This is a genomic window from Nitrospirillum guanabarense, assembly GCF_034653355.1.
GTDB lineage: Bacteria > Pseudomonadota > Alphaproteobacteria > Azospirillales > Azospirillaceae > Nitrospirillum.
This window is the reverse complement of sequence record NZ_JAYEER010000001.1, coordinates 805,285-831,544: the sequence shown is the minus strand read 5'-3', so window position 1 is coordinate 831,544 and position 26,260 is coordinate 805,285. Positions and strand designations below refer to the sequence as shown.

Annotated in this window: 19 protein-coding genes; 9 read left to right on the top strand and 10 right to left on the bottom strand. The window is 66.8% G+C overall.

The features are described 5' to 3' along the window. The first annotated feature begins 125 nt into the window (after positions 1 to 125). Positions 126 to 2,198, top strand: coding sequence for a M1 family metallopeptidase (locus tag UAA55_RS03445; RefSeq protein ID WP_322951270.1), 2,073 nt, complete (start codon positions 126 to 128; stop codon positions 2,196 to 2,198). 65 nt (positions 2,199 to 2,263) lie between these two features. On the opposite strand, the gene UAA55_RS03440 is transcribed toward UAA55_RS03445, so the two are convergent. The 4 genes from UAA55_RS03440 to UAA55_RS03425 all read right to left on the bottom strand — a co-directional run bounded on the left by UAA55_RS03440 (position 2,264) and on the right by UAA55_RS03425 (position 7,611). Continuing rightward, positions 2,264 to 4,261: a multicopper oxidase family protein gene (locus UAA55_RS03440; protein WP_322951268.1), complete on the bottom strand. Its 1,998-nt coding sequence runs from the start codon at positions 4,259 to 4,261 to the stop codon at positions 2,264 to 2,266. Between the two features lie 119 nt (positions 4,262 to 4,380). Continuing rightward, entirely contained in the window at positions 4,381 to 6,048 is a 1,668-nt protein-coding gene (locus UAA55_RS03435) for a hypothetical protein (RefSeq protein ID WP_322951267.1), read from the bottom strand. 328 nt (positions 6,049 to 6,376) lie between these two features. Next, positions 6,377 to 6,850, bottom strand: a complete 474-nt coding sequence (locus tag UAA55_RS03430; protein ID WP_322951266.1) for a DUF1810 domain-containing protein — start codon at positions 6,848 to 6,850, stop codon at positions 6,377 to 6,379. Between the two features lie 134 nt (positions 6,851 to 6,984). Further along, positions 6,985 to 7,611: an FMN-dependent NADH-azoreductase gene (locus UAA55_RS03425; RefSeq protein ID WP_322951265.1), complete on the bottom strand. Its 627-nt coding sequence runs from the start codon at positions 7,609 to 7,611 to the stop codon at positions 6,985 to 6,987. A gap of 169 nt (positions 7,612 to 7,780) precedes the next feature. Here UAA55_RS03425 and UAA55_RS03420 point away from each other — a divergent pair, with 169 nt between their 5' ends. From UAA55_RS03420 to UAA55_RS03405, 4 genes are all read left to right on the top strand, one after another. Next, positions 7,781 to 8,737 carry a LysR substrate-binding domain-containing protein gene (locus UAA55_RS03420; RefSeq protein WP_322951264.1) on the top strand — a complete coding sequence of 319 codons (957 nt, stop codon included), beginning with the start codon at positions 7,781 to 7,783 and terminating at the stop codon, positions 8,735 to 8,737. A 174-nt stretch (positions 8,738 to 8,911) separates the two neighbouring features. Further along, a complete protein-coding gene (locus tag UAA55_RS03415) occupies positions 8,912 to 9,820 on the top strand; it encodes a hypothetical protein (RefSeq protein WP_322951263.1) in 909 nt (302 codons plus the stop codon). After that, positions 9,799 to 10,551: a hypothetical protein gene (locus tag UAA55_RS03410; RefSeq protein WP_322951262.1), complete on the top strand. Its 753-nt coding sequence runs from the start codon at positions 9,799 to 9,801 to the stop codon at positions 10,549 to 10,551. The genes UAA55_RS03415 and UAA55_RS03410 overlap by 22 nt, the downstream gene beginning before the upstream one ends. A gap of 113 nt (positions 10,552 to 10,664) precedes the next feature. After that, the gene (locus UAA55_RS03405; RefSeq protein ID WP_322951261.1) at positions 10,665 to 13,490 is read left to right on the top strand and encodes an ATP-binding protein; all 2,826 of its coding nucleotides are present in this window, start codon (positions 10,665 to 10,667) and stop codon (positions 13,488 to 13,490) included. Positions 13,491 to 13,499: 9 nt separating this feature from the next. On the opposite strand, the gene UAA55_RS03400 is transcribed toward UAA55_RS03405, so the two are convergent. The 6 genes from UAA55_RS03400 to UAA55_RS03375 all read right to left on the bottom strand — a co-directional run bounded on the left by UAA55_RS03400 (position 13,500) and on the right by UAA55_RS03375 (position 21,178). After that, positions 13,500 to 14,138, bottom strand: a complete 639-nt coding sequence (locus UAA55_RS03400; RefSeq protein WP_322951260.1) for a hypothetical protein — start codon at positions 14,136 to 14,138, stop codon at positions 13,500 to 13,502. Positions 14,139 to 14,304: 166 nt separating this feature from the next. After that, positions 14,305 to 15,351, bottom strand: coding sequence for a glycosyltransferase (locus tag UAA55_RS03395; RefSeq protein ID WP_322951259.1), 1,047 nt, complete (start codon positions 15,349 to 15,351; stop codon positions 14,305 to 14,307). Between the two features lie 241 nt (positions 15,352 to 15,592). Beyond that, positions 15,593 to 16,189, bottom strand: coding sequence for a class I SAM-dependent methyltransferase (locus UAA55_RS03390; protein ID WP_322951258.1), 597 nt, complete (start codon positions 16,187 to 16,189; stop codon positions 15,593 to 15,595). A 2-nt stretch (positions 16,190 to 16,191) separates the two neighbouring features. Then, complete coding sequence (locus UAA55_RS03385; RefSeq protein WP_322951257.1) at positions 16,192 to 19,152, bottom strand: glycosyltransferase; 2,961 nt, start codon at positions 19,150 to 19,152, stop codon at positions 16,192 to 16,194. A gap of 97 nt (positions 19,153 to 19,249) precedes the next feature. Continuing rightward, positions 19,250 to 20,053 carry a hypothetical protein gene (locus tag UAA55_RS03380; protein WP_322951256.1) on the bottom strand — a complete coding sequence of 268 codons (804 nt, stop codon included), beginning with the start codon at positions 20,051 to 20,053 and terminating at the stop codon, positions 19,250 to 19,252. 141 nt (positions 20,054 to 20,194) lie between these two features. Beyond that, positions 20,195 to 21,178, bottom strand: a complete 984-nt coding sequence (locus UAA55_RS03375; RefSeq protein ID WP_322951255.1) for a calcium-binding protein — start codon at positions 21,176 to 21,178, stop codon at positions 20,195 to 20,197. A 556-nt stretch (positions 21,179 to 21,734) separates the two neighbouring features. On the opposite strand from UAA55_RS03375, the gene UAA55_RS03370 reads away from it, so the two are divergent. Genes UAA55_RS03370 through UAA55_RS03355 form a run of 4 tightly spaced genes read left to right on the top strand, consistent with a single transcriptional unit; the run spans position 21,735 to position 26,259 of the window. Continuing rightward, positions 21,735 to 23,183 (top strand): UbiA family prenyltransferase, encoded by a 1,449-nt coding sequence (locus UAA55_RS03370; protein WP_322951254.1) that lies wholly within the window; start codon positions 21,735 to 21,737, stop codon positions 23,181 to 23,183. Positions 23,184 to 23,186: 3 nt separating this feature from the next. Beyond that, positions 23,187 to 24,524: an FAD-binding oxidoreductase gene (locus tag UAA55_RS03365; RefSeq protein ID WP_322951253.1), complete on the top strand. Its 1,338-nt coding sequence runs from the start codon at positions 23,187 to 23,189 to the stop codon at positions 24,522 to 24,524. 5 nt (positions 24,525 to 24,529) lie between these two features. Next, positions 24,530 to 25,282: an SDR family oxidoreductase gene (locus UAA55_RS03360; RefSeq protein WP_322951252.1), complete on the top strand. Its 753-nt coding sequence runs from the start codon at positions 24,530 to 24,532 to the stop codon at positions 25,280 to 25,282. Positions 25,283 to 25,317: 35 nt separating this feature from the next. Beyond that, positions 25,318 to 26,259: an NAD-dependent epimerase/dehydratase family protein gene (locus tag UAA55_RS03355; RefSeq protein ID WP_322951251.1), complete on the top strand. Its 942-nt coding sequence runs from the start codon at positions 25,318 to 25,320 to the stop codon at positions 26,257 to 26,259. Position 26,260: the final 1 nt, after the last annotated feature.

Here is a 26,260-nt window from a genome sequence, read left to right as displayed (position 1 = left end):
TCCGCCGAATACCCCATGATGGCAGTGACTTAACGACCGGCGCCGCGCCTTGGGCAGGGGATGGCGGCGCGCGGCCGCCCCAATCTTCCCCCCACGCCGAAACACAGCCGAAGGTTTCCGTCTCCATGGCCATGTCCTGGTTCCGCCCCGCCGTGTCCACCGCGTTCGCACTGGCCTTGACGACGGCGGGCGCAAGCCGCGACCAGAGCGTTCAACCCACCGATGCGCAGCAGGCGCCACCGCGAATCACCCAGCAGCTGGAAAAACCCGCAGACCCGGAACCGCCGCTGGCCACCACCTACCGTCCGTTCGAGGCGTTCGCGCCCCTGACCCTGCCGCAAGCGGTGAACCAATACCGCTCCGGCAGCGGCCTGCCCGGCCCCGCCTATTGGCAGAACCGTGCGGATTATGAGCTGCACGCCCGCCTGGACCTGAGCAACCCCGATGCCCCCGCGCTGAGTGGCAGCAGCGTCATCCGCTACACCAACAACAGCCCGGACGCGCTGGATCGGGTGTGGCTGCAGCTGGACCAGAACATTTATCGCAAGGACGCGCGCGCGGCCGTCGCCGGTGGCGGGCGGCCCAGCCGGGGCAACACCGACGGCATGGCCATCAAGGCGGTGGCCATCGATATGGGCGACGGCAAGGTGGTGGCGGTGCCCTTCCACGTGGACGACACCCGCATGTGGATCGATCTGCCCAAGCCGCTGGCGGCCAAGGGCGGCAAGCTGGCGCTGCACATCGACTACGCCTACACCATCCCCGGCACCTGGGGCGGGCGCACGGCGCACACGCCCACCCAGAACGGCGAGATCTATGAGATCGCGCAGTGGTACCCGCGCATGGCGGTCTATGACGACCTGCGCGGCTGGGACACCCTGCCCTACCTGGGGTCGGAATTTTACCTGGAGTACGGCGACTTCGACTACACCGTCACCGTGCCGGCCAGCATGCTGGTGGCAGGCTCGGGCGAGCTGCTGAACGGGGCGGAGGTGCTGACGCCAGGCCAGGTGAAGCGCCTGGACCAGGCCCGCGCCAGCGACGCCACGGTCATGATCCGCACGCCGGAAGAAGTGACGGATCCCAAGAGCCGGCCGCGCACCAATGGCGAGATGACCTGGCACTTCCGCATGAGGAACACCCGCGACGTGGTGTTCGCCGCCTCCAACGCCTTCGTCTGGGACGCCGCGCGCGTGAATTTGCCGGAAGGCAAACACGCCCTGGCCATGTCCGTCTACCCGGTGGAGGGGGTGGGGCCGGACAAGTGGAACCGGTCGACCGAGTACCTGAAGGCCTCCATCGAGCACTTTTCCAGCCAATGGTTCCCTTATCCCTGGCCCGTCGCCGTGAACCTGGGCGGCCACGGCGCCGGCATGGAATATCCGGGCATGGTGTTCGACGGGTACGAAGACCAAGGTCGCAAACTTTACTGGATCACCGCGCATGAGATCGGCCACACATGGTTCCCCATGATCGTCGGGTCCAATGAGCGGCGCGACGCCTGGATGGACGAGGGGTCGAACACATTCATCGACATCTACGCCCAGGACGCCTTCAACCACGGCGAATACGCGCCCAAGCGCGACGGGGAATACGCGCCCGGCGGCGGCAACCCGGTGGACGAGATCCTGCCCCTGCTGGCCGATGGGGCCGCGCCCAACATCATCAACGCCCCCGACGGCATGTCGGAGAAGTACCGCCACCCCGTCAGCTATTTCAAACCGGCCCTGGGCCTGGTGCTGCTGCGCGAACAGATCCTGGGGCCGGAGCGCTTCGATGCCGCCCTGCGCCGCTACATCCGCGCCTGGGCCTACAAGCACCCGGCGCCGTCCGATTTCTTCCGCGCCATGGAGTCCGGCGCGGGCGAGGATCTGACCTGGTTCTGGCGCGGCTGGTATTTCAACAACTGGGCGGTGGACTTCGCCGTGCGCAAGGTCGCCTATGCCGAGGGCGGGCCGGACAAGGGCGCCCTGGTCACCCTGGCGGCCCTGGACCGCCTGGTCCTGCCCGCCACCCTGCGGGTGGACTACACCGACGGCAGCCAGCGCAGCGTCCGCGTTCCCGTGGAGACCTGGCGCGGCCGGGCCGAGGCCACCGTGCGCCTGGACGGCGGCCCCGCCATCACCCGCGTCACCATCGACCCCACCCACGCGCTGCCCGACACCAACCGGGCCAACGACGTGTGGGAGATGAAGTAGGGGCGAAAGCGTAGGGGCCGCCGGGTCAACACCGGCGGCCCCTTCCTCATATCACCGGCCAGCCGTCACTGGTGTCCCACTGGCTCGTGATGGTGGGCGTGCGGCGTGATGGTGGGCGCCTTGCCCGGTTCCACCATCTCCACCAATTCCATCATGCCGTTATCCTCGTGGCTGGTGTTGTGGCAGTGCATGACGATGGCGCCGGTGTAGTCCAGCGCCTGGCTGAGGAACTGCACCACCTCGCCGTAATTGGAGGCCGTCTGGCTGTTCAGGTTGCTGAGGCCGCCGGGGAAGGTGCAGTTGCCGCCACCCACGATGGGGGCGCAGTTGATCAGCACCGTGTCGCGCCAGATGGGGAAGTCGTATTGCACCTGGCCCCGCTGCACCACCTGGAAGGGGTTGGTGTGGATGTGGAACATGTGGGTGTCGGCGGCGCTCATCACGCCCCACAGGTTCGTCTGGCCCAGGGTCAGGATGCGTTGCGGCCCGCCCTCGCCATTGAAGGGGCGGCCATTGACCACCGAGGCGCCGCCCGCTGTGGGCGCGTAGGTTCCGTTGGTGAAGCCGAACACCACCCCTTGAGTGGGAGAGGTGGGCAGATCCGCCCGCCCGACCAGCGAGGCCGGGGCGTACAGCTTGTTGAGGTCGGACTGCTTGGGCAGGGCGGTGGACACGGCCGGGGCGGCGGCCCCCAGGCTGGCCGGCTGGGTCACGTTCACCGTCAGCACCAGCTGCACGTCCGGTCCCTTGCCCGGCTGGCACAGGTCGGCCATGGTCGGAACCAGCTTGGGCGCCTGCGACGCGGCGGGCTGCAGCAGGTAATAGCGGCCGGGCGTGGCCGGGGCCTTCACCATCATGTCCAGCCGCTGGCCGGGCGCCAGGAACAGCAGTTCATTGTTCACGACCCCCTTTCCGTCCGGCTTGACCACCGGGGCCGTCAGGCGCAGGGGCAAATCCTCCTCCCCCTGGTCCAGGGGGCGCTGCACCGGCACGCCATCGGCGGCCAGCACATAGGCGGCGGGCGAGGCCGGCCCGGCCTTTTCCGGCACCAGGCACATGGGTACCACGGTGCCCACCGTCGTGTTCACCACCCGCCACAGCTGCACCTCCCCCGGCGCCATGGTGACGGTGGGGTTCAGCTGGCCGTTGACCGACAGCTTCTGGTTCGTCTTCTGCGCCGGTTCCGGCGCCGGCTGGCGGTCGGCATAGGTGCAGCGGGCGAAGGGATAGACGCTCTTGCACGTCACCCGCTGCGGGCTGGTCAGGTTGGGGACGGATTCGATGCCTTGCAGCAGCATCACCTTTTCCGCCGCGTCACGCACCGCGGGCAGGCTGTCGATGCCGTTCTTCTCGTCCTGGATGATCAGCGCGCCACTCATCCCGCTGGCCAGTTGCAGGGCCACGGCCCCGTGCTTATGCGGGTGGTACCAGTAGGTGCCGGCCGGATGCTGGTCCGGAATCCTGATGCGGTAGTGGAAATCACCTTTCTGGCACAGGCTGGCGTCCCCGTTCGCGTCGCGGGCGCACATCGCCATGACGTCGGCCGGCGTGTCGGCCGGGTAGATGTTCAGCAGCACATTGTCGCCGTCCTTCTGCGGGCTGACGTGCAGGCCATGGGTGTGCAGGTTCAGGACGTCGAAGCCATGCGGCGTGGCGTTGAACATGGTGCCGTCGCCTTCGTCCGCCTCGAAGGGCAGGCCGTTGGTGAACAGGATGTCCAGCGTGTCGCCGGGGTGGGCGCGGATGGTGGGGCCGGCCAGCAGCTCGTTCGTGGGCAACGCCGCCCCCATGACCTGCTTGCGCGCCGTCACCGCCGCCTTCACCTCAGTCCCCTTCCGGTCGCCGAAGCTTACGAAGGCGTTGGCCTGCACCTTCAGGGGCGCGCCGTCGCCGTTGGGCAGGGTGAAGATCTGCGGGAAGGCCATCAGCTGCGAGACGCCGCCGACCACCGGCACGGGCTCCGGCTGGACCAGCTCGCCCGCCGAGCTGGCGGCCGACAGACCCATGCCCGTCCCGGCCATTCCCAGGATGGCCGCCGCGCGTATTCTCTTGATGATGGACATGCAGATCCCCCCGGTAGCAGTCGCGGGGGTGACACTATCTTAAACGCGCCCATCTATCCATAATACACTACCTAAAAAGGTAGGCCGCCAGGCTGCCCCGGCGGCCGTCTTGCCTCAGGTCACGCCGTTCCCACCGTGACCGCCACCTGCACCGAGAGACCGGCGCTCAGGGTATTGGGTCCGACATTGCGCACTGTGATCTGCAGTTCCGACTGTCCGCCGGTGGTCACGATGGCATTGATGATGGCGCCCTGCATGTTAAAGGGCACAGCCGAATAGTTGAAGGACCCACCGTCAATGAACGGGCTGTAGCAATAGAAGGACTGGTACGCCCCCACACCCAGATCCCCGGGCAAGGTCATGTTCAGCAGGAACCGGTTCTGCATCAGCGGCGCACCGCCGTTGAACGAACCCCGTGAATTAGGGCTGGTCGCGGCCGCAACGAGGTTCGACTGCCGGTAGTTCACGTCATAGCGGCAGTTCACGCTGTTGAAGACGTTGAACTGACTGTAAAGCCAAGGCTCCTGGGCGAAATTCGCGTAGAACTTCAGGCCGTTGAATGAGCCGTTGATGGCGCCACCGGAGCCATCGGCCCAGAAGCCACCATACCAGTCCCGCACCTCGAACGTCACACGAGGAACCTGCCCGCTGCTATTGTTCTGCAACCCGGTGAAAGAGGCCTGATTGCCGTCGACCGCCTGGAAGATGAAGGAATTGCTGTCCCAATTCGGCACCAAACCCGGCGCATTGAAGATAACAGCATTACGTACGCCGGTTATGAAGTTTCCCTGAAGCAGGTTACCCTGCATCACGTTGCCATTATTGTCCGCCGCGAACGATATTGCGTTCTGACACCCCGTTATCACCTCGAATATGATGGTGTTGTCCAAGCAGCTTGTATAACCAGCCGCTGCTTTCGTCTCAAGCACCACACCCTCAAGGCAATTCTGGATCAGGGGAACGTATACCCGGGTCAAGGTCGTGCCCTGCAGGCGCAGGCCGGTGCCGACGGTGAAGTTCAAGATGGCCGGCAGCCGCATCTCACAAGCCCCTTCGAAGGCCGTGATACGGAACGCGTCACCGGTGAAGCCGCCGGTCGGCAGCACATTCACACCGGAATTGGAGGTGATCGGCACCGCCGCTGTTATTGTGACCGTATTGGCGAAGCGCATGGTCTGGGAGAAATGCAGCCCGACCTTGTTGGCCACGCAGGCGGCAAGACAGGCCTGCGTTGGCGCCGCGTCGTCACCACCGGTGGCCGCACCGAACCACTCGGGATAGGCCACACCCACGGCCGGGCCGAAGGTCGAGGCACCCGCCCCGGTGATGATCTGATACAGCCCGGCGTCGATACTGCCGTTGAGGGCCAGGGTCTTGCCACCAGCGATGGCCAGCTTGGCGCCTTGGGTCGGCGCCATCGCGCAGGCCAGCGTCAGGCTGTTGGCGATCAGATAGGTACCCTGCTCCACCACCAGGGTACCGCCGCCCAGAGCCGCGAGCCAGTTGGAGGCGTTGATGAAGGCCGAGGTGTCGTCGTGGCTGTTGTCGCCATACGCGCCGAACTGCCGCGCCGTCGGCGTTCGCAGATTGGACAGGTACCAACGATGGCCGGCCGCGTCGACGATGATGGAACCACCGTTGTCGCCGCTGCTGGTGTCGCCGCTGTTGAGGACGTAGATGCCCTCGCCACCGTCGCCGACAGTGTGATAGCCCAAGGTCTGGACGCTCGTGAACGCGACGGTGTTCGCGCGCAGCGCCGCGATGTTCACTATGGTATCGATTGCCATAGAACCCCCAATATCCAAGTGGTTGCGCCTATAGGCTGGGCTGATTTTCGCCACATGGCCCACGGCGCCCGAGGATGATCGAGGTGTCAGGAAGAATAAAAATAATATTTTGAGAAAACCCGATCCGGCGACATATGCATGATGGATATTACTGTTAACGATAGATGAATATACTGAAGATCTGCGTCAATATTTCCGAACCCTGGCAGATATACTATGCCGGTATTCTGTTGACAGAATACATTTGTATTCACACAGGCCGCGCGCCATCCGAACGACCGCCTTCGGATCGGGATCCACAGTCCGTGACGATCAATAAACGTGTTCCTCAGGCCGGCACGACCCGCTCCACCCCCGCCAGCTCCAGCGTTCGCAGATCCGGCTGGCCGTCAAAATACTTGTCCAGCGCGTCCTGGAACAGGCTGTCGCAGTCGCCCGCCGCCAAATGGAACAGGGTCATGCTGGAGCGGAACTTCAACGCGTCCACCGGGCCGAACACCGCCTCGGCATCATGGCCGGGCAGCTCGTTGACGAGCCCGGTCAGCTGGCGCAGGCGCCCGCCCAGGATGGTGTGTTCCAGGTAGGCCCGCGCCTCGTCCAGCGAGGCCAGGGCGTACAGTTGCGACGTCGCACTTCGCCCCAAGCCGGCGATCTGGGGAAAGAAATACCACATCCAGTGGCTGCGCTTACGCCCGGTGGTCAGTTCCTGGATCACCGTGTCCAATTGCGGGTTCTGGGCATCGACGAAGCGTTGCAGGTCCCAGCGGGGGATGGCGGCGGGCGGTTCGGCAAGGCGGTCCATGGCTTCCTTCCCATATTTTCGTGACGGCCGGCTGAAAGCATACACCCGGCGCAAAATAAAACCGGCGCCCCGAGGTGAAGGGGCGCCGGCTTCCAACCGCCAACGGGGGATTTTGTTCGGGCCGTCCCGTTGCTTTAGGCGACCGCGGCCAGGAACAGATCACCGATCTGGGTGTTGGCGGCGGTCAGCGCGCCGGCCTTGGCGTCGGCGCCCATGGCCACGCCCTCGGCGCGGACGATGGTGACGTCGGTCATGCCCAGGAAGCCCAGGAAGGCTTTCAGATAAGCTTCCTGATGGTCCAGCGCCGCCTCGTACGGGGTGCCGGCATACTTGCCGCCGCGGGACGAGACGACGATGACCTTGCGGCCGCCGGCCAGGCCCTGGGGACCCGCCTCGGTGTAGCGGAAGGTACGGCCGGCCTGGGCCAAGCGGTCCAGGTAGGACTTCAGCTGGCTGGGGATGGAGAAGTTGTACATGGGCGCGCCGATGACCACGACGTCGGCGGACAGCAGCTCATCCACCAGGGTGTCGACTAAAACGCGCTCGGCCTGCTGGGCCGGGGTCAGGTTCTGGTCGGCGCCGAACTTGGCGACGGCCAGCAACTCGGCGTCCAGGTGGGCGGGAGCCACGGCCGCCACGTCGCGATACACCACCTCACCCGACGGGTTGGCCTGCTGCCAGGCCTGGACCACGGCGGCGGTCAGCTGGCGGGAAACGGAGGCTTGGGCCAGGGGGCTGGAGTTGATGTGCAGGAGCTTCATGATCCATACTCTCAATTCTGGGGTGGGCGCCGGTGGGGTCCGGCCGCCGGAGACCCCTTGAGATTGCCACTGGAACGCTCTTGCCATCAGAGGGCAGATTTCACACTCTATGTTCCAGTACTGGAACAATAGCCACCCCTGGCAACCCAGGGGCGATCGGGACCCGAGCATGCGCGACCTGAACGACCTCTATTACTTCGCCCAGGTGGTGGAGCATGGCGGCTTCGCCGCGGCGGAGCGGGCGCTGGGCGTGCCCAAATCGACCCTCAGCCGCCGCGTCTCCCTGCTGGAGGACCAGCTGGGCGTGCGGCTGCTGCAGCGGTCCACCCGCCGCTTCGCCGTTACCGACGTGGGCCGGACCTACCACGCCCACTGCCTGGCCATGATCGCGGAGGCCGAAGCGGCGCAGGAGGCGGTGGACCGTACCCGGGCGGAGCCGCAAGGCACCGTGCGCGTCAGTTGCCCAACGGCGCTGGTCTCCCCGCGTGTCGGCCCCGTCGTCACCCGCTACATGGCGGAGCACCCGCGCGTGACCATCCGGCTGGAAGCCAGCAACCGCCGCGTCGACGTCATCGAAGAGGGATATGACCTGGCCATCCGCGTGCGCATGCCACCGCTGGAGGACAGCGACCTGATCGTCAAGGTGCTGGAAAGCCACGGTTCCGCCCTGGTTGCCAGCCCCGCCTTCCTGGACCGCCACGGCCGCCCCACGACACCGGAGGAGTTGTCGGCCCTGCCCGCCGCGGATATGCCGCGCACCGGCGGCGACCATGTCTGGCGGCTGTACGGCCCGGACGGCATCCTGCGCACGGTTCCGCACCAGCCCCGCCTGATCACCGAGGACATGGCCCTGCTGCGCGACGCGGCGGTGACGGGGGTGGCTGTGGCCCAGCTGCCCCACTTCGTCATCGACGCCTATCTGGCCCAGGGCGCGCTGGAGGCGCTGATGCCCGGCTGGACCCTGCCGGCGGGCGTGGTGCACGCCGTCTTCCCCTCGCGCCGGGGCCTTGTGCCCGCGGTGCGCGGCTTCATCGACGCGCTGGCGGCGGAATTCGCCGAGCGGCCCACGGCCCCCTGCCCCGCCAACCCCGCCTGGATCGGCGGCGAACCGGCCCTGGGGCTTTAGGGCACGCCGGGCGGGCGCCAGGCGAGCGCTTTGCCGTGGCAGGAAAACCACCTTGGCCGCATATCTGCAACCATCTCCCCCTTTGCCCTTGACAGCAGGGGCCGCCGCCAGCGCTACTGACACGCTAAGCATAAGAATTTTGGGGAAGTTTTGGTTTTGGGGGACCCATCCGCCATGCCTGGGTCGTCTGGTGCCCGCCACCTTGGTGCGCGGCTGAGGGGATTTGCGCGCGCCGGCTTCGCCCAGCGCGTCATGCTGCCGCTGCTGACGACCATTGGCGCCCTGGTCCTGATGCTGTGGCCGGCCCTGCTGAACGGCTTCCCCATCGTCTTCTTTGACACTGGCGGCTACATCGAGGCGGCGGCCGGGCGTGAACTGGTGGAAGGCCGGTCGCTGGCCTACGGTCTGTTCCTGGAGGCGGCCTCGCTGAACTGGCGCACCCCGTGGGGGCCGGTGGTGGCGCAGAGCCTGCTGACCCTCTGGCTGCTACGCCTGCTGCGCGCCGGACTGACGCCGGACGGCGACCGCGACTGGTCCGGCACCTTGGGCCTGGTGGGCCTGCTGTCGCTGGGCACCGGCATGGCCTGGTACACGGCCCAGCTGATGCCGGATATCGCCATCCCCCTGGTGGTGGCGACCCTGTGGCTGCTGGCGTTCCGCTGGGATCGGCTGTCCTGGGGCGCGCGGCTGGGCGTCGTCGCCGTGGGCCTGGTCTGCCTGCTGTCGCACATGTCCGGCATGGCCCTGGGCGCCGGTCTGGTGGCCGTGCTGGCCCTGATGAAAGCCATCGGCGCCCTGGGGCTTCCCCGGTCCTGGCGGGCCCTGCGCCTGCTGCCGGCGGCGGCCCTGGTGGCGGGCAGCGTGATGGCGCTGCCCCTGTTGAACGGCGCCGTCACCGGAGAAACCAGGCTGACGCCCGGCGGTCCTTTGTTCCTGTTCGGCAGTCTGCTTCAGCAGGGCCAGGTGCGCCGCCTGCTGGATGACCGTTGCGCCGACGACCCGCGCGCCTATGCCCTGTGTTCCTACCGCCACCGCCTGCCCACCACGGCGGATGAATTCCTGTGGGCGGAGGATTCCCCCTGACCGCCCTGGGCGGCTGGGAAGGCATGGAGCCCGAGGCGGCGCGCATCAACATGGCGGTGTTGCGGTCCTACCCGCTGGCCCTGGCCCTGTCCTCGCTGCAGGCGGGGGTCGAGCAGTTCTTCCGCGTGCAGACGGGCGACGGACTGGATGAGTTCCATCGCAGCACGCGCGAGGCGGTGCATCAATGGCTGGCGGCGCTGGAGCCAGCCTACCTGAAGGCCGACCAGCAGAGCGAGGGGCCAACCCCCGGCATGGCGGACTTGTCCAACTATCTGACCGTCCCCCTGGCCTATCTGGCCCTGGCCGCGCTGGCGGCCCTGGTCCCCCAAGCGGTAAGGCGTCGCGATGGCGTCGCCCTGGGCGCCCTGCTGTTCCTGTGGGCGGCGCTGGCTGGAAACGCGCTGATCTGCGGCGCCTTGTCCAATCCGCACGACCGTTACCAGAACCGATTGGTGTGGCTGGTGCCGGTGTTCGCCCTGGTCCTGCACGCCCGTCTGCGCCAAGCCGACGGCACGGCGGATGAGGTGGCGCCGGCGGTGCGGGTGCCCAACGCCGTGTCCCTGCCCGCGACCCTGTTGCGCCGACGCCTGGCGCGACAGCCCGCCGGGGCATCGGTCGCCGGCCTGCCGATTGCCGGTTTGGTCTTGCCCAAGGGCATGGCGGCGGAAATGGCGGGCGGGGATGTGCCCGCCGGGACCGTCGGCGAACGGACAACGGCGTCCCAACCCTGACCTTCTTGGTAAGGCGTAAATCCGCGTTGATTGCGCTACGCTTTTTCGCCTTTGTGCCAACCACGCCACCAAACCCGCGACCGCCGGCCCATGGACCGGCCCAGGCACCCATCATGGAACCGCGGATGATCCGCTCCTCCCTCCCCGTGCGGCTGCTGCTGGTGATCCTGCCGGCGGCCGGCGTCATGCTGGGGGGGATGATCCTGGTGACCGTGCACCTGAGCCAACAGGTGGTGGAGCGTTTCATCAACGATTACGGCCGCGACACCGCCCAGCGCGAGGCCTTGGCCATCAGCGCCGGCATCCAGAAGGAAATGACCCTGGCCGAGGGCGCCGCCCGTCTGGTTTCCGCCCTGGCCGCCACGCGGGAACGGGAGGGGGCCGCCCCCACCCTGGCCGACCGGCGGCATATCACCGAATACCTGCGCCAGGCGGCGGCCCTGCATCCGGAAGCGGTGGGCGTCTGGTTCTATGCCGAACCCGACGCCCTGGGTCCCGATGCGGCGGCGCTGGCCACGGAAGATCCGCAACTGGGCATGGCCGGCACGGGCCGCTACGCCCTGTATGCCACCAGCCAGGAAGGCACGGTGCGCCTGCAATCCCCACCGGCGGATTTCGACACGCAGGACTATTACACCCGCGCCCAGCGCAGCCACCGCCTGGCCATCCTGCCGGTCCATATCTTCCCCATCCAGGGCGTGCCCACCGCCCTGGTTTCCCACGCCTTTCCGGCCATGGTGGGCGACCGCCTCATCGGCGTGGCCGGCGTCGATCTGGACCAGCGCGAGCGCGCCCATGTCTATGAGGGGCACCACCCCTTCGGCGCGCCCATCGCCATCATCGACACGGCGGAAGTCTGGGACTACCACCCCGACCCCGCCCGGCTGGGCAGCACCGCCACCTTCGGCGACGGCCCGGACTATCAGTTCTCGCCGGGGGAGCGGGTGTTCGTCGACCAGGCCCAGCCTTACAGCCTGGAACGCCGCCTTGCCGACGGGTCACGGCTGCGCCGCTTCACTTGGCCGGTGGATCTATTCCCGGGCGAGGGCAAGCGCCTGCTGGTCATGGACGTGCCGCTGGACCGGCTGGCGCGACCCTTCGCCGGCATCCGCAGCGCCATCCTGATGGCGGGCCTGCTGTGCGCCCTGTTGCTGACCGGCCTGATGATCCTGGCCGTGCGCCTGATCGTGGCCAAGCCCCTGAAGCGCCTGCAGGCGGGGGTGGACTGCCTGAAACGGGGCGATTACGAGCGCACCCTGCCCGACCAGAGCTGTCCAGACGTCATCGGCGATCTGGCACGGGGCCTGGAAGACTTCCGCCAAACCCTGGTGGAACGCGACCATCTGCGCCGCGACCTGCAGCGGGTGGCCGCCTGCATCGCCGTGGCGCACGACGCCATCTACATGATGAGCCGCGACTACAGGGTGTTGTATGCCAACGACCAGGCGTTGGCCCTGATCGGTATCGCCAACGCCGAGAGCCTGCTGGGCAAGCGCATCGGCCAGTTCGTCACGCCGGAGACGGCGGCCAAGCTGGCGGGCCTGCGCCAGCAGATCACCACCAGCCTGGCCCACAGGGGGATGTGGACCGGGCGATTGGACAATTGGACCACCCTGACCGGCCATCGGATCGAGGCGGTGGAGTTCACCGCCAGCAATGATCCCGGGGGCGACATCCTGGTGGTGGCCCGTGACGTTTCCGAACGCGACCGCGTGGAACGGGAGCGCCAGGTGCTGCAGCGCCACATCCTGCAACAGGACAAGCTGGAGACGGTGGGGCGGCTGGCGGGCGGCGTGGCCCACGACTTCAACAACCTGCTGGGCGCGATCCTGGGCTATGCCGGCTTCCTGGTGGCCGACCTGCCGGTGGGCAGCCCCGCGCGCGGCTATGCCGATCGCATCCTGGCCGTGGGCGCCAGCGCCAAGGAACTGGTGCGCCAGATCCTGGGCTTCGCCCGCACCGATGCCGGCGTGCAGGAGGTGCTGCCCGCCCGCGCCATCGTGGAGGACGCGCAGGTGGTGCTGCGCTCCACCGTGCCGGCCACCACCCGCCTGACCTGCACGACGGAAGAGGGCCTGCCGCCCCTGCGCGCCAACCAGACGCAGATGATGCAGGTGCTGATGAACCTGGTCATCAACGCCCATGACGCGCGCCGCAACGAAGCCGGTGACATCACCATCCGCCTGAATCGGGGCCCCTTGCCCTTCACCTTTCCGCCCGACTGGACGGTGGTGACCACCCTGCCGGCGCCGGTGGACGCCCCGCATGTGGTGCTGGAGGTGGCCGACCAGGGCACCGGCCTGGCACCCGACCACTTGGCCCGCATGTTCGAGCCCTTCTTCACCACCAAGGGCCAGGACAAGGGCACCGGCCTGGGCCTGGCCAACGTGCACAGCATTGTGAAGGCGCATGGCGGCGGGCTGGCCGTGGCCAGCAAGCTGGGCACCGGCACCGTCATCCGCATCACGCTTCCCAGCCTGTCCGGGCCCAGCATATCCGGGCCCACGGCGGTGGCGATCCCCTCGGATCTCACGGCCGTGCCCCCACCACCCCATCGAAGCCCGGCGCGCCTGCGGGTACTGGTGGTGGACGATACCGAGGCCATGGGCGAACTGCTGCGCGAGGGGCTGACCCGACGGGGCCATGACGTCACCGTCTGCGGCGAGCCGCAGGCGGCACTGCGCCTGCTGGCCGACAAAGCCTGGGGCTACAACGCCCTGATCACCGACCAGACCATGCCAGGCATGACGGGGCTGAGCCTGATCCACGCCGCCAAGGGCGGAAACCCCGGCCTGATCTGCGTGCTGTGCACCGGCTACAGCGCCAATGTGGACGAGGCGACCGCCCGCGCCGGCGGCGCCGACGCGTTCTTCATCAAGCCCCTGTCGGTGAAGACCCTGATGGACCGGCTGGACGCGCTGTACGGCACCCGGGATTGAAACGCGCCCTCAGGGGCGGATGCGGCTGGCGAACCAGCCATCCATGCTGCCGTGATCGACCCAGCGGCTGTAGCCGGGCGTCCCGAAGGCGTAGGGGGTGGAATAGGCGCCGCCGTAGGCGTACGGCGTGTCATAGGGTCCATCAAGGAAGGCGCCGGGGGTCCCCCAGGGGCCGCCCCCAACCCAGGCGCCATTGCGGGGATGGCCGCTGACATTGCCTTGGGACACCGACAGGGAGAAGCCGATGCCGGTATCCTCGCAAGGGCGCAGCGGATTGCCGTCCTGGCCGTAATTCAGGGTGGCGCCGGCGCCGCGTTCGATCATGCCACCACCAAAGCCGATCCCCATGGTGACGCTGCCGCCGGCCCGGCAACTGGTATCCTTGGACTTCCAGCCGTCATCCTCCGGCGGGCGGGCCGCGACCACGCCATCATCCCGGCCATCGGCCGTGGCGACGCCAGGACCGTCCAGCACCGGCGGCCGTGCCGGACCCTCGTCGATGGCGTTCGCCGGCGCATCGGCTGGCGTGGTCTGCGCCCTGGCGCCGCCGCCCAAGGCGATGAGACTGGCGACCGTCAGCAACAGGGCGCACGCCAGGGGTTTGCCAATGGACTTGCCCTTGGACTTGGACGATTGGACGACAGGCATGGCTCTCAACTCCAGGACCGGCGCGGGAACCGCGCTCTTCCGACCATCGCGGAGGGCGGGGGGCCGGTTTCCAATATGGGGCACGCAACCCCAGTTTCCACGCGTTTCCTGACAGGAACCTGTCGGCCAGGGCGCCGAAGGGTGTTTCCTTACCTCTTGGGGAACCTTACGCCCTGGGGGCGGAGGACGGCACCGACGCTCGGCGCGATCGCGTGCGGCCAGCCGCCAGATCCTCGATCAGGCGCATCTGGGCCGGCAGGCAGACCGCCTCCAGATCATAGCGCGCCAGGATGGTTTCACGCGCCCGGCGGCGCAGGCGCTCCACTCGTCCGGGATTGTCCAGGGCCCCCGCCACGGTGTCCGCCAGCTGCCCCGCCGAGAAGAAGTCCACCAGCAGGCCATTGCGTCCGCCACGGACGACCTCGCGGACCGGCGCCGTGTCCGACGCGACCACCAGGCACCCGACGGCCATCGCTTCCATCAGTGACCAGGACAGCACGAAGGGGTAGGTGAGGTAGACGTGCACGGCCGAGACGTGCAGCGCCGAGAGGAAGGTGGTGTAGGGCACCTTGCCCAGGAAATGGATCCGCGACATGTCGAGGTGCGCGCCCACCTCCGCCAGGTATTGGGCGCGATAGTGCGGATGGCCCACCGGGTGTGAGCCATAGCTGACCTGATCCCCGCCCAGGATCACCACCTGGGCGTTGGGACGGCGGCGCAGCAATTCCGGCAAGGCCCGCATGAAGGTGTGAAAGCCGCGATAGGGCTCCAGGTTGCGGTTGACGAAGGTCACCACCTCGTCCCCCGGACGTAAGGTCAGCGGCGTGGAAGCGCCCTCGGGCATGACCGTCAGCGTCGCCGTCGGGTCCGGGCGCACCAGATCGGTGTCGACCCCGTCGTGCAGGGTCGTGATGCGGTGCTGGACGTCCGCCGGGAAGCGTTGGGCCTGCCAGCGGGTGGGCGTGACACCCCAGTCCATGGCCTGAAGCCCATGCAGCAGGACGCTGTTCTTGATGCGGATGCGGAAGGTATCGTCCAGCGTGCCCGGGAATTCAGGGTCGAAGCCGACGTCCGCCCCCCGCGCGTTATAGAAAAACTCCAGATACGCCAGCAGCTTGGCTTCGGGATAGACATCCTTGAGGAACAGCGCCTCACCCCAGCCGGGATGGGCGCAGATGACGTCCGGGATGAAGCCTTGACGACCCAGTTCCATGCAGGCCCGCAACACGGCCTGGCCCCGACGACCGACGCCTCGAACCCGGCCACGTAGTGATGGATGCCCGGGCTGGAACCGGCCGGCGTGGGATAGCGAACCAGGGACATGCCCGGCGGCGGGGTCTGCACCTGGACGTTCGCATCATCGCCTATGCAAACCACTTCGTGGCCCGCCGCCGCCATGGCCGGTGCCAGATGACGATATTGGCCGGGGAAATTCTGGTGGACGAACAGCAGCTTCATGATGGCGTGCCGGCACCGGCCGGGGGCGTCACGTAGGCGATGGCCCATAGGTTGAAGCCAGCCTTGTCCTTCGTCACCTTCGCCACGGGAAAGCCGGCGGCCAGCAGCGCCTTGCCCAAGGTTTCGGCGGTGAAGCCGGTGCGATGCGCCATATATCCGTTGCCGCGCGCGATGGCGCTGCGCAGCCCGAACAGCATGTCCAGGGGTGTGATGGGGCCGGCAGGTGACATATAGGCCGTCTCATCCAACTTGCCCTCCACCACCAGGGCGGCGATGGCCTGCAGATCCGGCAAGGTCACCAGGGCGAAGCCATCGGGCTTCAGCACACGGCGGAACTCCGCCAGCGCCACGGGCACCTCGTGGGCGTGAAGATGCTCGACATTGTGCGAGGACCAAACGGCGTCCACGCTGCCGTCGGCCACCATGGACAGGTCGGTGATGGAGGCGACGATATCGGGTTGTACGGCCGGATCGATATCCAGGCGGACCTCACGCCATTCGCCGCTGCGGAACAGGCTGTGCAGTTTCTCCGGTTTATGGACGCCGCATCCGACATGCAGGACCGTGCGGGAAACCGGGATATCCAAGGTCATGCTTACTTAGTCCCAAGCTCACGCCAACTCGGTTCGGCGTTGGCGGACGGTACTATCCCCTGGCGGCGCGCCAATTCCAACAGGGCATCATTGATCCGCGGCGCCGGCATCCCCAGGGGCAGCAGCATGCCACGGCCGAGCGTCCGCAGGCGTTCGGCCTGGGCGCCCAGGTCAAAGGCGGCGACCATAAGGCCGGCGGCCAGCATTTCCGTGAGCGTATAGGACCAGGTTTCAGGCCAGACGGAAGGAAGGAACCCCAAATGGGCGTGGTTCGCGCGTATCAGCCCAATCCCCTCATCCTTCGCGTAGAATCCGGTCACACGGACGCGCCCCGTTTGCAGCAGCAGGTCGTTGTCCTGCCCATAGCCCACCAGCAGGAATTCCAGCGGCAAGTTCCGGGCCCGGGCATCATGGGCGCACGCCAGCAGGACGTCGTATCCTTTGGCCTCACCAATGGCGCCGACGACAGCCACCCGGACCATCTGCGGCCGGGCCGGCGCGGGTTCCAGGGGCGGGACATCGTGGTCCGGATGCGCCTGCACCACCAGGCGGAGCCCGGCGGTGGGGAACTGGGCCGCCAGGCGACGCGCCGTGTCCTGGGTGGGGCAAATCACCCAACGGGCCCCCGCCAGAAAGGCCACCATGGACCGGCGCCAAGCCGCGACCGGCAGATCCCCCGACAGGTCCTCGGACAGCAGGGAATGGCCGTTGTCACGCACGCATGCTTCGCACACGGCCACCGCCGGTTCACCGCAATAACGGCCGCCGCCATCCACCAGATTGATGCGCGGGCAGTACCAGACGTAATCGTGAACATGCGCCTCGTATGGCCACTGGCCGGTCAGCAGCGCCAGCAGCGCGGCCGGCACGCCCATGACATGGTGCACGGCCACTCGGGCCACGCCCAAGGCCAGCAAATCGCGCCGCAGATCCGGCAAGGCCGCCAAGCCTTCATACACCAGGGATCGCAATTGCGGGGCGCCGGCGATTTCCAGCCGGACGCGGGGCGCCTTCCCGGCCTCGCCTCCCCAACCCTCCGGCCGCAACACCACCACACCGATGCCCTGCGCCCTCAACGCGGCAACTTGGCCATCGACGAAACGATCCGTGCCGCCACCCAGGACGGGACAGAGGACCAGGCAGGTCTGCGGCCCCAGCGCGCGCGCCCAGGCCACATCCAGGGCGCGCCGGGCCGGCAGCAGCGGATTGGCCGCGATGAAGGCGTGGACGGCGGGCTGATAGTCAGGATGCCGTTGGTCCAGGGCCGTCAGGGCCGCCGCGATGCGTTCCTCCTTCTCCCCGCCGAAGGAGGAACCGCCGACATGGCCGACCAGCGTGTCCAGCGCCACCACGTTGCGCCAGCCCCGCGTCCGCGCCCGCCAGCAGAAATCATTCTCCTCACCATAGCCCTGGCCGAATGTTCCGGCATCGAAATAGCCCACGTCATCCAGACAGTCGCGCCGGATATAGAGGCAAAACCCCACGCCCGTCGGCACATCCGCCACCCGGCCCGGCAGCGCGGCGGCGGCCAGACCGTCCAGGAAAGGCACCGATATGTCGGCCAGGGGGGTCCCCGCGACATCGGGATAGCTGAGAATGGTGGCATCGTTGGACAGCGGGGTCACCGTCCCGATGACGGCATCGCCGTAGGCCGCCGCGGCCAGGCGGCGCAGCCAGTCACCATGCACCACGGCGTCGGCGTTCAGAAGGACCACGTCGCGATCGGGGTGCAGGGCCATCCCCCGGTTGGCCGTCCGCACGAACCCAAGGTTGCCGGGATTGCGCAGCACCGTCACCCAGCCTTGGGTCGCCACCTCATCCACAAGGGCCGTCACGGCCGCGTCCGCGGGACCATCGGCGATCAGGATGACTTCAACGGCCAAACCGCACCGCTCCCGCGCCACGGTACCACGCAGCGCCGCCAAGCAGGCCCGCGTCGCAACGGCATCGCCATAGATGGGGACGATGATGTCCACCGGCCGCGCTCCGCAGGCGACAGCCACGCGGTGCCGGACCGTCTCCTCGCCAGGCAGCACGCCGCCCTGCCAATAGGCGGGTTCGCCGGTGGCGGGAAAGAGCGGCCGTAGGCCCTGCGCCATCCGCACCGTCTGGGGCTCGGCCGGCCGCGCGCCCCCCTGCTCCGGCCGGAAGACCAGTCGCTGTGCCTGGCCGTCCCCATCCACCAGGTCAAGGGCGACGGGTCGCGCCGGATAGGCCGCGTCCCAGGCCCGCACCGACCATTCGGCACCATCTGGAAGAGCGGAATCCGGCATCCCGGCACCGGGTGTCCGGGTGAACCGCGCCATCAGGCGGGGCGGCCGGGTCGCGGCACCCGATAGGGGCGCGCCACAGGCCGGCACGCCATTCACGGTGACCTGGAACAAGGCCCGCCCGGCCAAGTCGGGCGGGGCGGTGAAACTGAACAAGCAAACGCGGGGATCTTGCGGCTCAGGGGACAGGGTGGTCTGTTCCACCGTCAGGCCATTCCATATCAGGGCCGCTTGTGTCCCGGAAGCCGCGGCGATGCCCTCGATCCGGCCGGCGCGGGAGTGGATCACGGCGGGCACGGTACCCGCCGCCACCAGAGCCCTTAACGCGGCGAGACAGGTGTCGTTGGTTTCGGCGTTCCAGCAGAGGGCGGGAACAAGCTGACCCAGGGCGGCCGCCAGGTCATCAGGGGACGCCGACAGCACCTGGAACAGGCCAACCGCCGCCAAGGGATGGGTGCTGTCCATTTCCAAGGCGCGGGTGAAGCAGGCCGCGGCTTGACTTGGCCGTCCCTGGCTCAGGGCGACGACGCCTTCGAGGACGACATCGACCGCGATTCGGCCGCCCTGGACCAAACGGCCGGCGTAGTGAGCGGCCTCCTCCAACCGCCCGGCCCCCAGGGCGGCGTGTACCAGCCCCCGTAGCGCGGCAAGCCGCGTCTGGGGCGCGGCCAGGGCAGCCCAGCCCAAGGCCATGGCCGCATCATAGTCATTTCGGGCCAAAGCCGCGTCCATGTCCGCCAGCGTCTGATCCCGGACGGGAGGAGATGAGTCGGACATCACGCGGATCGCTTCAGCGCGGCAGAACCGCGACCTTCATCGCCATCAGGGGATCCTGGGGCTGGTTGGAGCGGCACAGCACTCCCTCCTGGCCGTTGACGTCGCCTTGGCGAAGAAAACGCAACGTATAGTCCACGCGGTGGGTAGCGGCCAACGGCCCCACCAAGCGGAAGCTGGCGCCCAGCAGGGGCAGGCCGCGGCCTCGGGTTCCTGCCAGCGTGCCGGCCTTCACCCAGGTGCCCGCTTGGTCGATCGGGTTGGCGGCGCAGTATTCCAGGCCATCGGCCAGCTCGGGGGAACCGACAACCGTGAACCCTTCGAGCCACAAAAGGTGATCCCCCGCCGAAGCCCACTCGCCCCCGGCAAAAGCCTGATCTCCCAGGCGTTGGATATGGGCGACCAGGCGCACCTCAATATTGGCGGGAACCGTCTCATCGCCCAGCCGCTGCACACCGATGGCGACCGAAGACGAGAGCTGGCCGTTCAGCGTCAACGTGGTGAGCAGCAATGGTGCCGAATCCGCCGTGACCAGGACGGCGACACCGTCCGACCCACCGATCCATGTCGACGTGCTGAGACCGTCGGGAGTCAGGAATTGCAAGGCCTTGCGCCCAGGTTCCGGCAGTGAGGAAAGCTGGACACAAGGAAAATTCACGCCCTTGACCTGCTGCCGTCCTTCGATGCCGAAACGGGCGGTAATGTAATAGGTCCCCGCCGGCAGGGCCATGACCTTGGGCGTCGCGCGCACCGGATCGCCACTCGGGGCAGGAGTCGTCACCGCCGTCGTGCCGGCTGGCGCCAAGATATTAGGCTGCATGGGTCTACCAACACAGAAAGGAGCAGGAAGCACCCGCACCCTGCCCTGGAATAAACTCGAATGCAAGAAGGACCATGGCGTAGAAACGACTATGGCGGGCACGTGGCCCGCCATAGTGTAACTCATGTATAGGCGACTGGATCAGCCCTTGCTGATGAACCAGTTGATGTTCACGCCCGTGGCACCCTGAACGGTAATGGTGCTGCCGTCCGGCAGGGTCAGGATGGTGTTGCCGTTGCTGACCGTGGCGTTGCTGATCAGCGAACCGAGGTCCAGCGACTTGCCACCGTAATTGGTGCTGGTGAAGCCCAGCACATCCTTCGTCGCGTCGAAGCCGGCGACCGTGTCGCTGCCGCTGCCCGGGCTGAAAATGAAGGTGTCCTTGCCGGCGCCGCCAACCAGGCTGTCGTTGCCCGACTCGCCGATGATGTAGCTGCCGCCAGTGCTGGCATAAATGGTGTCGTCCCCGGCGCCACCCCCCAGGGTGTCGAAGCCGGAGCTGGACCGACCGTCGATGACGTCGTTGCCGGCACCGCCGTTGATGATGTCGTTGCCCGCGCTGGAGCTGATGATATCGTTAGTGGAGGAGCCGATGACGCTGTCATTACCGGTACCGGCGACGACGGTGTTCACGCCACCCGAGCCAGTGCCCGACCCACCGCTCAGCACCAGGAAGTCGTTGCCGGAGTCGCCGACGACGACCTTGCCGCCAGAGCTGGCGTCCAGGAACAGGGCGGTGGTGTTGCCGGCAGCGGTGCCGGTCAGCACGACGGAGGTGAGACTGCTGTCAGCCACGACGTTGGTCACGACGGTACTGCCGGTGCTGGTACCGGCGGCCACCTGGGACAGATCGACAGAGGCCAGGGTCGGGTTGGACGTGGAGCCCCCGCTGACGACAACGCTGCTGACCGAGGTCACGGTCGACGTGCCAAAGGTGATGGTAGAAGACAGGGTCTGCGTCGGGGTGTTGGACGACGTCGGCGCGGCGGTGGTGAGGCTCAGCGTGCCGGAGGTGTTCGCGAGAACGTTGGACAGAGCCGTCGTGATTTTGTTCTGGTCTGCCTGCGAAATGGTCGGAGCCGTCGAGAAGGTAACCGTACCGTTACCACCGGAGAGAGTCGGCATATTTTAATACCCCCGCTAAAACGTCGCTTATGGCTATAGAGCCGCAGCCCGCTGCGGCACTGACGCGTCAGTTAAAACCCCTTGGCGAATTTATTAACGCGTTCCGCCAGTCCCGCGTGGAGTTAGATATAATTCACGTGGGTTCCGGTGCACAAGTCGGATTCAAGAAGATTATCGCCTTAATTTTAGATGTAAGCCGGCAAGGCATATCTGCCAAAGAAAAGCGACCGACAAGCGGAGAGGGCTTTTAGGCCATTAGGCTTATAACCTTCGGCAAATCCGCAGGGCTGGAGGGGCATTCGAGAGCGGAAGTGGGCCAACGGGCATTCGCAGGTGCAGCGATTCGGTTTCCAAAGCCCCGTGCCCCGGCCACTCGGTCAACCATATCCGAACCAATGCCACCGCGGTATAAAGCCGGATATTAAAAGATTGACGCCTGGACGGCGCCTATGGCTCTTGTCCGCCCAGATGGTTTCATGGCCCAGATCATGGTCGAATATACTTTCTCGCAGATAATCAACGCGCTGGCCATCATATCACGGGAACCCCCCAGTCGATGAGTGGTGCTGAAAGCAAGTCCTTACCGCATGATGCCGAAGTACCGTTGGTGGTTGACATCGACGGCACCCTCATCAGGTCTGATCTTCTTATTGAAAGTTTCTTAACCCTTCTGGTCACCAAGCCGTTAGCTGCCCTGGGCGTCTGGCGTTTGCCGCTGCGCAGCAAGGCATGGCTGAAGGATTATCTGGCCAACAACGCTGACCTCGACATCACGACGCTGCCTTTAAATCAGCCTGTGGTTGACTTTCTTCTTGAAGAAAAAGCAAAGGGCCGCCGTATTTACTTGGCCTCCGCGTCCAACCATCGGCTGGTGCGGGCGCTGGCGCGGCATCTGGGTTTCACCGATGGCGTCTTCGGTTCGAATGAGGCCCTCAACCTGTCAGGCAAAGCCAAGGCCGAAGCCCTTTGCCGCGAATTCGGTCGGCACGGTTTCGATTATATCGGCAACGATTGGGTGGATTTCGCGGTCTGGCGCTGCAGCCGCAGGGCGATCGTCACCAACGCATCCACCCGCCTGATCCAGCGGTTGAAGGCCGAACATCAGGACACCCTAGAACTGGCGGTGCCCAAGACTGGGATCAAGATATATCTAAAAGCCGCCCGCGTGCATCAGTGGCTGAAGAACCTACTGGTGTTCGTGCCGCTGCTGGCCAGCCACGAGCTGAACGCCCACACCATCGCGGCCAGCCTGCTGGCGGCCTTGGCCTTCAGCCTGGCCGCCTCCAGCGCCTACCTGTTGAACGACCTGCTTGATCTGCCCAACGACCGTGCTCATTCCACCAAACGCAACCGGCCCCTGGCCAGCGGGCGTTTACCCTTGATCCAGGGTGCCGTCCTGGCCCCCCTGCTGCTGGGTGTTTCCGCCTTGTGCGGCCTGGGGGTGTCCACCAATTTCCTTGCCGTCCTGGGCGCCTATTACGTCATCACCCTGGCCTACTCCCTGCATCTCAAGCGTCACATGCTGATCGATGTGCTGACACTGGCCGGACTCTATACCATGCGCATCCTGGCGGGCAGCGCCGCTATCGACCGCCCGTCATCTGCCTGGCTGCTGGGTTTCTCGGTGTTCGTCTTTCTCTGCCTGGCCTTGATCAAGCGCTATATCGAGCTGGTCGGCAGCTTGAAGGCGAACAAAGGCAATCCCAAGGGTCGCGGCTATCGGCTCGAGGATCTCAGCATCCTGTCCGGCCTGGCCAGCGCCAGTGGTTATTGTTCCGTCCTGGTGCTGGCGCTGTATTTCAACAGCCCGGAAGTCCACGTCCTCTATCGCAATCCATCGCTGCTATGGCTGGCCTGCGCGCCCCTCCTGTATTGGATCAGCCGGCTGCTGCTGCTGGCCCATCGCGGTGAGCTGCATGACGACCCCGTCGTGTTCGCCGCCACCGATCGCACGAGCCTGATCACCGGCGCCATCATGGTGGCCATCGTCCTGGCGGCCATCTGATCCATGCGCCAGACGATCACATCCTGGGGAAATCTGGGGACGATAGAGCACGAGGTGTCGACGCCCACCTTCCGCGAAGAAGCGGCCCCCTTGTTATCCGCGCTGGTCGACAAGGCCGGCAGTGTGCTGGGGTACGGCCTGGGCCGATCCTACGGCGACAGTCCGCTGAACGCCGGCGGCGGCCTGCTGGTCACCCGGCGCATGGACCGCTGCCACGCCTTCGACACGGCCACCGGCGTGCTGCGGGCGGACGCGGGCCTGAGCTTGGCGGATCTCCACACCATCACCGTGCCACGCGGCTGGTTCGTGGCCGTGACTCCCGGCACCAAATTCGTGACCCTGGGCGGCGCCGTGGCCAACGACGTGCACGGCAAGAACCACCACACCGCCGGCAGCTTCGGCCACCATGTGCGCGCTTTGGGCCTGCGCCGGTCCGACGGCACCCTGCTGGAGTGCGCACCCGACAGGAACGCCGACCTGTTCCGCGCCACCGTCGGCGGCCTGGGCCTGACCGGGCTGATCGAATGGGTGGAAATCCGGCTGCAGGCCATCGCCTCTTCCGACATGGAGGTGGAGAACATCCGCTTCGACCATGTCGACCGCTTTTTTGACCTGGCGGCGGAAAGCGCGGACTGGACCTACAGCGTGGCCTGGGTGGACTGCCTGAGCCAGGGCGCCACCTTGGGCCGGGGCATCTTTTCCCGGGGGCGCCACGCGCCGGATGGTCCCCGCGTCGCCCAGCCGGCGGGTGCCAAGCTGGCGGTGCCCCTGACCCCGCCCGTCAGCCTGATCAACGGCCTCAGCCTGCGCGCCTTCAATGCCGCCTATTACAACAGGCCGGGCGCGAGCTTCAGCGGCCGCCACCATTTCGACAGCTTCTTCTATCCCCTGGACGGCGTGCACCACTGGAACCGCGTCTACGGACCCCGGGGCTTTTACCAGTACCAGTGCGTGGTGCCGCCGGCCGTGGCGCGCGCGGCGGTGACGGAGCTTCTGACCCGCATCGCGGCGTCAGGCACGGGGTCGTGCCTGGTGGTGCTGAAGAACTTCGGGGACATCGCCCCCGCCGGGTTGCTGTCCTTCCCCATGGCGGGGACCACCCTGGCACTGGACTTTCCCAACCAGGGGCCGCGCACCCTGGCCCTGATGGCGGATCTGGACCGCACGGTGGCGGCCGCCGGCGGCCGGCTCTACCCCGCCAAGGACGCACGCATGCCGGCGGACTTGTTCGCCGCCGGTTATCCCGCCGTGGCGGAATTCAAGCGCCACATGGACCCCGCCTTCATGTCCGACTTCTGGCGGCGGATGGAACAGGCCCCTCAAATCAGCAAACAGGCGTGAACGCGATGACCGGGCAGACCGTGGTGATCCTGGGTGCGACCTCCGCCGTGGCGGAACGTTATGCCCGTCTGCATGCCGGCCGGGGCGCCCGGCTGGTGCTGGCCGGCCGCGACGCCCGCCGACTGGACGCCATCGCCGCCGATTTGAAGGCCCGAGGGGCCGCGGACGCCCAGGTCGCGGTGCTGGACCTGGCGACGCCCGCGGCCGGCTTCGATGCCGCCTGGGCCGGGATGGCAGCCACGCTGGACGGCCGAGTGGACACCGTGCTGCTGGCGTATGGCATCCTGGGTGACCAGAAGGCGGCCGAGGCCGACACGGGCGAGATGGCCCGCCAGTTGACCACCAACATGACCAGTGCCTGCGCTTGGCTGACCGTCGCCGCCAACCACCTGGAGCGCCAGGGCCAGGGCACGCTGATCGCGATATCTTCGGTGGCGGGCGATCGGGGCCGCCAGTCCAATTATGTCTACGGCGCCGCCAAGGGCGGCCTGGCCCTGTTCGCGCAGGGCATGGCCCACCGCTTCGCCGGCACGAACATCAAGGTGCTGACGGTGAAGCCCGGTTTCATCGACACGCCCATGACCGACGGCCTGGCGAAGGGCGGGCCGCTGTGGGCCACGCCGGACAAGGTGGCGGCCGACATCGACAAGGCCGCCCAAAGGGGCGTCACCACCCTCTACACCCCCTGGTTCTGGATGGGCATCATGATGATCATCCGCAACCTGCCGGGCGTCGTCTTCAATCGTATGAAAATCTGATGGCGTATGAAAATCTGATGACGGATAGGAATTTGATGGTCAGCCGCACTGACAAGATCGTCATCACCGGGGCCGCCGGCCTGGTGGGCCAGAACCTGGTGGTTCGCTTGAAGGACGCCGGCTATACCAACATCGTCTGCATCGACAAGCACCCGGCCAACACCCCGGCCCTGGCGCGCATGCACCCGGACCTGACCGTCATCCAGGCCGACCTGGCGCGGGACGACGGCTGGCAGGGCAGCTTGGCCGGTGCCGCCGCCCTGATCCAGATGCACGCCCAAATCGGCGGCCTGGATTGGTCGGAATTCGAGGACAACAACATCAAGGCGACGGAACGGGTGCTGGCGGCCATGCAGGCGGCTGGTGTGCCCTATCTGATCCACGCCAGTTCCTCCGTCGTGAATTCGATGGCGGTGGACTTCTATACCGAGAGCAAGAAGGCCCAGGAAAAGCTGGTGGAGGCCTGCCCCATCCCCCACGTCACCCTGCGCCCCACGCTGATGTTCGGCTGGTTCGACCGCAAGCACCTGGGCTGGCTCGCCCGCTTCATGCGGAAGGTGCCGGTCTTCCCCATTCCCGGATCCGGCCGCTATATCCGCCAGCCGCTGTACGTGGGGGATTTCAGCGCCATCATCATCGCCTGTTTGGAAGGCCGCCGCACCGGCACCTACGACATCTCCGGTCAGCAGAAGATTCACTATATCGAGTTGATCCGCGCCCTCCGCAAAGCGGTGAAAGCCAAGACGCCGCTGGTGCGCATTCCCTACGGCCTGTTCCATGCGCTGCTGACGGTCTATGCCCTGGTCGACCGCAACCCGCCCTTCACCACCAAGCAGCTGAAGGCCCTGGTGACACCGGACGAGTTCATCGTCATCGACTGGCCGGGCATCTTCGGCGTTCCGCCCACGCCGCTGGACCAGGCGCTGGACGTCACCTTCAACGATCCACGCTACGCCAGCGTCGTTCTCGACTTCTGAT